This is a genomic window from Xenorhabdus yunnanensis (assembly GCF_028598805.1).
GTDB lineage: Bacteria > Pseudomonadota > Gammaproteobacteria > Enterobacterales > Enterobacteriaceae > Xenorhabdus > Xenorhabdus yunnanensis.
In genome coordinates, this window is record NZ_JAQRFI010000052.1 from 18201 (window position 1) to 27258 (window position 9058).

The window sequence follows — 9058 nt, forward strand, 5'->3', positions numbered from 1 at the left end:
TATAGCCCACCTCTTCCCTGAAAAATAATGGCAAATTATTTCTCGGCAGCAGGGCTAAATGAAAAATGTTATTCTCTACATCAATTATCTTTTACCTGATGTTTGTGACAGTAACATAAAAATGGCTTTTACTTTACGTCCTTATCAACAAGAAGCGGTAGACGCAACCATTCGCTATTTTCGCCAACACAGAGATCCTGCCGTTATTGTTTTGCCGACAGGTGCAGGTAAAAGCCTTGTTATTGCTGAATTGGCAAAGTTAGCTCATGGTCGCGTTTTAGTGCTGGCACATGTCAAAGAACTTGTTGCGCAAAACCACAGCAAATATTGTGCTTATGAGTTAAATGCCGACATTTTTTCTGCCGGATTGAATCAAAAACAAAGCGAAGGAAAAGTAGTTTTTGGTAGCATCCAATCCATTGCCCGCAATCTAGATTGTTTTGATCACCATTTTTCACTATTAATCATCGATGAATGCCATCGCATCAGCGACGACGAAAATAGTCAATACCAACAAATCATCCAGCAGCTCCGGAAAAACAATTCCCAAATCCGCATATTGGGCTTAACTGCAACGCCTTATCGCCTCGGCTCTGGTTGGATATATCAATATCATTACCATGGTATGATCCGTGGTGATGAGCATAGTTTTTTTCGCGATTGTATTTATGAACTTCCATTACGTTATATGATTAAGCATCATTTTCTGGTTTCTCCAAAAAGGCTGGATATGCCCGTAATGCAATATGATTTCAGCCAAGTACGTACCAGCCAACAAGGGATATTCAACGAAGCGGAATTAAACCGAGAGATCAAACGTCAAAAGCGCATCACTCCTCATATCATTAAACAAGTCATTGAATATGCACAAGATCGAAAAGGTGTGATGATTTTCGCAGCTACGGTAGAGCATGCCAAAGAAATTTTCCAATTGCTGCCTACAGACCAATCCGCGCTAGTCAGCGCAAATACCCCAGCATCTGAACGAGATCTCTTAATTACGGCATTCAAAGAACAGCAACTCCGCTATATGGTCAACGTTGCAGTACTCACAACAGGATTTGATGCCCCTCATGTTGATTTAATCGCCATATTGCGTCCGACAGAATCCGTCAGCCTCTATCAGCAAATAGTCGGGCGCGGTTTACGTTTATTTCCTGACAAAAAAGATTGCCTGATCCTGGACTATGCTGGCAATCCCCATGATCTTTACACCCCAGAAGTAGGCAGCAGCAAACCCAATTCGCAAAACCAGCCTGTACAAGTATTTTGCCCCATCTGCCAATTTGCCAATACTTTTTGGGGTACATGCACAGCAGATGGAGAAATCATTGAACATTTTGGACGGCGCTGCCAAGGCTGGGAAGAAGACGGAAATGGAAAACGCCAACAGTGTGATTTTCGTTTTCGTTTCAAATCATGCCCCCATTGTGGCGCAGAAAATGATATTGCTGCCCGACGTTGTCACCGTTGTGACGAAATACTCGTCGATCCCGATGATATGCTGAAAGCAGCGCTGAAACTTAAAGATGCACTGGTGTTGCGTTGTGGCGGAATGCAACTAACGCCGGGTCACGACAACAAAGGGGAATGGCTGAAAATCACCTATTACGATGAAGATGGTGCCGATGTATCAGAACTATTCCTTTTATCCACCCCGGCCCAAAAGAAAGTATTTGAACTACAATTTCTTCGCCAACACCAGCGTGCACCAGAAACCATTTTTCGTTGGAAAACAGCGGCAGATATTGCTAATCAGCTTCTTTCCTTGCGCCACCCTGATTTTGTTGTCGCACGTAAAAAAGGGCAATTTTGGCAGATTCGAGAAAAGGTTTTTGATTATCAAGGACGATTTAGGCGGGCTGATGATTTGTACTAAAGATTATACCCAATGGATTTCAAGATACGTCGCGGCGGCAAAGGAGCAAATCTCCGGGGTGAGAGAGTGCAGCCAACAAAGAGGCAACTTGAAAGACGAAGGGTATATTTGCATTAAATACGTCAAACAACCTGCCCAATAATCCATTAACCGACCGGAAAGCATATTTATATTTGCCGTCATATCGGTTTTTCGTTAGAATGCCGCCCGCTTAGCGTAATACATAATGTTAAGCCAAGTATCGAACCTGCTGCTGGGTCGCCTGTAGCAGGATTTATTTTCTTCTTTTACAGAGAAAAAATAATGTTAACTATTAATGCAGAAGTACGTAAAGAGCAGGGCAAAGGTGCGAGCCGCCGCCTGCGCAGAGCTAACAAGTTTCCAGCAATCATCTACGGTGGTAACCAAGAGCCAGTTTCTATTGAACTGGATCACGATGCAGTTATCAACCACGAAAGCAAACCAGAATTCTACGAAGTTATGACTCTGGTTGTTGATGGTAAAGAAACTAAAGTTAAAGTGCAGGCAGTACAGCGTCATCCGTTTAAACCTAAACTGACGCACATCGATTTCCTGCGTGCTTAATTAGCCACAGTCGAGCTTTTATCGGGACGCCGAGTAAATAACGCCGCAAATGCGGCGTTATTTATTTCTACAGCTTAATTTTTTCACTGTTACCAGTTTAGCGATTGCCACCACCACGACGTTGCAATTGATCACGTAGGTTTGGCGGTGTGCCTTTAATCGTCAACGTATCCGTTGCTGGATCCCAAAAAATTCTCTCTCCCATCAGCATGGCATCAAAGTTGATAGTTAATCCTCCCCCACTGCCTGCGAATTTTGTCAATTGGCGCAATGTTCCGCGATCGGCCGGAAAACTCTCTTCCAATTCATAGCCCTGTCCCTGCGAAAATTGCTGAAAATTTTGCTCTCCCAATGAGGGTAACTCTTGAGATAGTTCTTGCAGCTTAATTTCCTCGCCAGCCTGTAACTGCTCATTACAGTAACCATAAACTTGCTGACGGTAAGCCTGACGTTCATTTTTATCCAACTGTGCCGACTCACAATAATCGTCCACAGCCTGCAATAAACCTTTATTTTGAACTTTGGCATTCATGCCTTCGCTGGCAGCAAGGAAATCCATAAAAAAGTCAGAAACCTTACGCCCCACCCGACCTTTTAGGAAAGTCAGGTAACGGCTGGATTCAGGATTTGTTTCCCATTCAGTCAAATCGATTCTGGCAACAATATCAGCATGGGGAATATCAAGATATTGCGTTGTATTTACATCAAGTTCATCATTGACGGACATGCTGTTACAACTATTAAGAACGGCAATCAGTAAATATTCCACGGCAAGATATCGATATTGACAAAACAATACCGTTCCCCCTTCTGCGAACGGATACTTCGCCAACTCATCTTTTAGGCGAACGGTTGCAGCCCGACTAAAACCGAGAAAATCCTCATCTCCTTTACGCAGATGACGGAGAGATTCTGCCAGATCACTTTCCCCATTAAATAAACCGTAAGCTTTACTTTTCGCGCTATATACACGATGTAATTCTGCCATCATCTCTTCAACCACTTGATTCGTGTCCAGCAAAGAATCACGCAGAATTACTTCCAACGTTTGCTCATCACGTTTAATCAACCGATGTAACGCGATCTGGGTAATTTCCAGACTCATTATTTATACTCCTTTTGCAACTTTGGTAACAAAAAATTAATTTGTTATAAAAAAGCGGAAAATCGCCCCTCTATACGGTAAGATATAGGGCTTTATACATTCAGGATATTTGATTTATGCCACAGTCATCCCGCTATAGCGATGAAAAATTTGAACATTTACTAACTGAGTTAGTAAATGTTTTCGAGAAAAACCATACTCCAACTGACCTGACTTTGATGGTTTTGGGCAATATGGTAACGAATTTGATCAATACGAACATTGCTCCTGAACAGCGCAAACATATTGCAGACTCGTTTGTACACGCGTTACAGTCTTCAATCAACGAAGATAAAGCGCACTAATCTTAATTAACACCTTGACGTAAAGAAAATATGGTGACTAGCTGTCAGCATTACCGCGAAAAAGTTTCTCAGATGATCAGTTGGGGACACTGGTTCGCACTGTTCAACATTATGTTCAGTCTGGTGCTGGGCAGTCGCTATCTATTTGCGTCTGACTGGCCGGGTTCACTGTTTGGTCGCATCTACGCACTGGTCAGTTGGCTCGGTCATTTCAGTTTCATTGTCTTTGCCATTTACTTACTTGTTTTATTCCCGCTGACATTTATCGTCATGTCACAGCGATTAATGAGGTTTCTTTCAGCCACATTGGCAACGGCAGGCTTAACATTACTGATCTTAGATTCCTCCGTTTATGTCCACTTTCACCTGCATTTAACCTCATTAGTCTGGAATCTAGTTACTAACCCAGAACAAGGCGAGTTAACAAGGGAATGGCAACTCATGTTCATCTGTATTCCATTGATTTTCCTGATACAGATGCTTTTTGGTACATGGAGCTGGCAAAAATTACGTAGCCTAAATCGCCAACGATTTGGTAGGCCACTGGCAGCAGTATTTATTACTGCTTTTATCGCTTCACACCTCATGTACATCTGGGCGGATGCCAATTTCTACCGTCCGATTACCATGCAGCGTTCAAACTTGCCAATTTCTTATCCAATGACCGCCCGCAAATTCCTTGAAAAATATGGTTTACTGGATCATCAAGAATTTCAGCGCCGCATTAACCAGCAAGGCAATCCCGCAGCCTTGAGTGTCAATTATCCGCTGAATAACTTATCTTATCAGGATACCGGACGCGGTTATAACTTACTTCTACTTGTCGTGGATGGGTTGGATAATCAAGACATCGCCCATGATATGCCAACTCTGGAGCACTTCGCGAAGAACAATATCCGGTTCACTCAACATTTCAGCACAGGCATTCAGAACGACACTGCATTGTTTGGTTTATTTTATGGCATATCATCAGGTTATCTAGACGGCATCCTTAACGCCAGAAAATCATCTGCACTTGTTGATGCCCTAACACATCAAGGCTATCAATTTGGCCTCTTCTCTTCAGATGGATTCCAGGCGCCACTTTATCGCCAGGCCATATTGACCGACTATTCATTGCCAGAAGCCAAAAGACAAAACGATAATTTAACTGTGGCACAATGGAATCAATGGTTGGATATGCGCAATACTTCTACACCATGGTTCTCATTTCTGGATATTAACGGTTTTAAGCCTTCATCCGGCAAATTTGATAAGAAAGCGCTGGATACTGAAATCAGTCATGTTTTAAAAGCTTTAGAAAGTAAAGGCATCCTGAATAAAACGATCATTGTGATAACAGCCAAGACGAGCAAAAAAACATCAGTGAACAGCGCGAAATGGTTTACAGGTGACAAATTCAACCGTGAACAAATCCATGTTCCCCTGATAATTCAGTGGCCGGGTACCCCTGCACAAGCTATTGATAAGTTGACTAGCCATCAAGATATCATGACAACCTTAATGCTCCGTTTATTACACGCCACTAATTCTCCTACAGATTACTCACAGGGTGAAGATCTCTTTAATGCTCAAAGAGAAAATCCATGGCTTATTACTGGTGATGACGGTTCATTAATTGTCACGACGGCTAAAAATAACGTCTACCTTTTCAAGGATGGGGAATATCATCTGTATGATTTAGATGGCAATAAAATTCAGGAAACTAAACCAAATTTAGCCCAATTATTACAAATATTAGCTGAGGTGAAACGATTTTTAGCAAACTAATCGTTTAAAAATCAAGCACTCACTAAACTAGGGACTTGCTTTGAAAATAAAAAACGGTAGTATAGGAGAAGTCATCGGCATGTAGCGCAGCTTGGTAGCGCACCGTCATGGGGTGTCGGGGGTCGTAGGTTCAAATCCTATCATGCCGACCAAATTTCCCCAAGAAAACCAACCTGTTACGGTTGGTTTTTTTATGCCTGAAAATTGCTCATGGTAAAATGATGGTAAAATTCTGGTAAAATGGCCGACAAAAAATGACAATAGCGGGCTTGTTTGTGGATGGGTTTTGCTGCTGTTCAATAATGTTTGAAACTTCTTTTTTCTTTCTATTTTTTTCGATAATTTCTGGTTGATATTCATCAGAAAAAATATTTATTGATATCTTCCTTATACACCTTGATCAAAGATAAAGTCGGAAAAATACAGTGACAACAACACATATATGCTTATACCTGTTGACATAAGCAAAATTTCGGAAGACTAATTTTTATTCCAAAGTTGTTAAGTGTGATAAAAATAAGAACTTTTACTCTAAAAAAGTGCTTATGTTTGTGGAGATATAGTGCAAAGAAATCTATAATTATGATATCAAACTTTATCTTTCATCAAAAAACGTAACATGAAACTGATTAATCATAGATACAATAAATATATTACAACTATCGTTATTGGATTCGGCTTAACCTACTTATTGAACCCATTTATCTTTCAAAAGGATTCGAGCATACCCAACTTATCAACTTTTGCAATGCTATTATCTATTTTCCTATTAATTAAGGGAAAAAATAAAATTCTGCGTAGTTTTGGATATATATTTCTTTTATTACTTGCCATTCAAATAAATTATGCTCTTGTTTTTGGTGAAAGAATATCCGTATCTATTCTCGATTCATTTATTGAGACGAATAAAAAAGAATCATTAGATATGATTAGTCACTTATTCTTCATAATGTTATTGCCGTCAATAATGGTCACAATAGCTTTATCTTATTTAATAATTAAGAAAACAAGAGACATTCATTACTCTGTAGCATTTAAAATGGTGCCTGTGTTTGTTTTTTTCGTTACATTCTATCTTAGTTCCTCTTCCATAGATAAACAATTATTAGCAGATATAAGAGAAGATGATAAAACAGTAGGTAGATTCATAAGAGATAGATACCCTTCTGTTATCGGTGATCTTGCTTACTTGTATATTTCCAGTAATTCAAATGATAAGTATGCAAATACAAATGAAATCGATGAATTTAACAATTCAATACTAGGAAAGGAAAAAAATAATCTTAACGTCATCATATTAGTGATGGGTGAATCATCATTATCAACTCGCTATAGTGCATATGGATATAAATTAAACACAACTCCAAATATGAGCCGAATATTTTCTTCTAATGGAGGATGTATAATTAATAACGCGCATTCCAGTGCACCAATAACAAGAAACTCCGTTTCTATGACTCTTGCTTTTCATACCCCGGAGAACGAAGAGAATTTATTTAAAAATAAGTCAGTAATAGAAATGGCTAAAGCGAATGGCTATAAAACATATTGGTTAGGTTCACAAGATTTGGATGGCTTACACTCATCTAAATATGGTTTTATTGCAAAAAAATCAGATGTTATAAAACTAACACAGTTTAAAGATAACAACTTAAGTCCTCTATTAAGCAACATTCTTTCTAAGAATAAAGGAAATAAATTTATTGTAATTCATCTTCATGGCAGCCATATGCCTTATAAAAATTACGACGATGATGATAAGTTAGCACTACCAAATGGTGACAACTATGACTTAACTATCCATCATACAGATAGAGTTGTAGAAAGCATATATGACACTCTTAATAAAGAAAATATCAACTACGCATTGATATACACCTCTGACCATGGAGAAATTGTTAATAAAGGTCATGGTTATCAAAAAGGTAGAGATCAATATCTCGTTCCTTTTATGTACAAATCAAATGATGACAAATATAATTGCCGATTTATAGAATCATTCCGAAATAAAGATGGTTACTTAAGTGGACTAATGAATAAATACATATTATCAGAACTTATAGGATACGATATTGAACCATCAATTCTTAATAGAGAAAGAAATAATGATAGAGTGTTAACAGCAGATGAATCTGTTTTGCCATTTTCACAAATAGAGTAAACTAACATATTATTACGACCACTTGGACTGTGTGGTCGTAAGTTATTTCTATTTTGACAATACTACTTCGACCATTATTTGTGCCCCATCTTGCCATCTCAATGTTGACGGTGGTATAAATTCAATTCTCCCCCACCATCCAGCAGGCCATTGTGTAATAAACACTCTCCGATTAACAGGCACTTCTAAAGGCATCCATTGACCATTATCAAGTTTAATATAAACTAAACAACCAGCTATGTTTTCAGTACATACCATATTTCCGCTATCTTGTACCCAACCATACCAAACAGTTTTTTCTTGAGTTCGGCGAGTCCCTGAATCTTTTTGTAGATACTTACCATCGCTCTCTCCTTTGGTATAACTTTCTCCCCTCAGTGCATAGTTACCAACAGGTTGGTAATTACCGGCAGGTTGATAGTTCCCCGCTGGTTGGTAATTCCCTCGCGGTTGATACTTACTATCTGACTCTCTTTTCGTGTAACTTTCCCCTGTTAGGGCATAGTTACCGGCAGGAGCATAATTGCCTGCTGGCTGATAGTTACCTTTGGGTTGGTACTTAGAATCAGACTCCGGTTTGGTGTAACTTTCACCTTTTAGAGCATAGTCCCCAGCAGGAGCATAATTGCCTTTCGGCTGAAAACGATCATCAGATTCTTCTTTGCTATAAGCGTCCACCTCAGCAGCAGTCAGATCAGCCTTGAGCTCTACCCAAGCTATACCGGTCTCTGGTTCTTCCCTGTTATTCGCAAGGCGCGATTGCCAAATTTTTTGATTGTGATAGACCAGTGACCGCAGAGGATAAGGTTGTGCATCACTGCTCCATTGTGCTGCGCCAAAGGCCTGCATCTCACCCACTGCTTCGGTGATATCGTGAAAAATACCATTCATCTTTTCACGTTCTATTTCCCTTGCGGTAGGATCTTCATTTTGGTCACGCCCGTAAGACTCCCCGTAACCTTGACCATACGAGACAGCACCATCTAGTTGTACTTCATCAGGAATAGAAACTCTATCTCCCTGCGCTGCAAAGGGAACTTTAAATACTTTTGTCATGAGATTAGGCTCCGAAGTGGCTGTTGAAGAAATTGGCATGTGAGTAGCCTGTTGTGCTTTAATAAATTCGGACACTTTGGTAAAGGAATAGAATGACTTTAATTAAGGTGTCTTTATGAAACGAAAATCACCCCAAAAATTTACCGATAATTTTAAAA

The 9058-nt window shown here is 39.7% G+C and carries 7 protein-coding genes and 1 tRNA gene; 6 read left to right on the forward strand and 2 right to left on the reverse strand.

Features of this window, described 5'->3' with window-relative positions:
* Positions 1 to 121: 121 nt before the first annotated feature.
* Positions 122 to 1879, forward strand: a complete 1758-nt coding sequence (gene radD, locus PSI23_RS17065) for a DNA repair helicase RadD (RefSeq protein WP_273556221.1) — start codon at positions 122 to 124, stop codon at positions 1877 to 1879.
* Positions 1880 to 2182: 303 nt separating this feature from the next.
* Complete coding sequence (gene rplY, locus PSI23_RS17070; RefSeq protein WP_038235979.1) at positions 2183 to 2464, forward strand: 50S ribosomal protein L25; 282 nt, start codon at positions 2183 to 2185, stop codon at positions 2462 to 2464.
* Positions 2465 to 2561: 97 nt separating this feature from the next.
* Here rplY and yejK read toward each other — a convergent pair whose 3' ends face one another.
* Entirely contained in the window at positions 2562 to 3569 is a 1008-nt protein-coding gene (yejK, locus tag PSI23_RS17075; protein WP_273556216.1) for a nucleoid-associated protein YejK, read from the reverse strand.
* Between the two features lie 116 nt (positions 3570 to 3685).
* Here yejK and PSI23_RS17080 point away from each other — a divergent pair, with 116 nt between their 5' ends.
* The 4 genes from PSI23_RS17080 (at position 3686) to PSI23_RS17095 (ending at position 7844) form a co-directional block, all read left to right on the forward strand.
* Positions 3686 to 3913: a YejL family protein gene (locus PSI23_RS17080; protein WP_273556217.1), complete on the forward strand. Its 228-nt coding sequence runs from the start codon at positions 3686 to 3688 to the stop codon at positions 3911 to 3913.
* Positions 3914 to 3943: 30 nt separating this feature from the next.
* Entirely contained in the window at positions 3944 to 5683 is a 1740-nt protein-coding gene (gene yejM, locus PSI23_RS17085; protein WP_273556218.1) for an LPS biosynthesis-modulating metalloenzyme YejM, read from the forward strand.
* Between the two features lie 75 nt (positions 5684 to 5758).
* Positions 5759 to 5835 (forward strand) — tRNA-Pro (locus PSI23_RS17090).
* 467 nt (positions 5836 to 6302) lie between these two features.
* Positions 6303 to 7844, forward strand: a complete 1542-nt coding sequence (locus tag PSI23_RS17095; protein ID WP_273556219.1) for a phosphoethanolamine transferase family protein — start codon at positions 6303 to 6305, stop codon at positions 7842 to 7844.
* A 48-nt stretch (positions 7845 to 7892) separates the two neighbouring features.
* Here PSI23_RS17095 and PSI23_RS17100 read toward each other — a convergent pair whose 3' ends face one another.
* On the reverse strand, positions 7893 to 8900 hold the full coding sequence (locus PSI23_RS17100) for a hypothetical protein (protein WP_273556220.1): 1008 nt from the start codon (positions 8898 to 8900) through the stop codon (positions 7893 to 7895).
* Between the last annotated feature and the right edge of the window lie 158 nt (positions 8901 to 9058).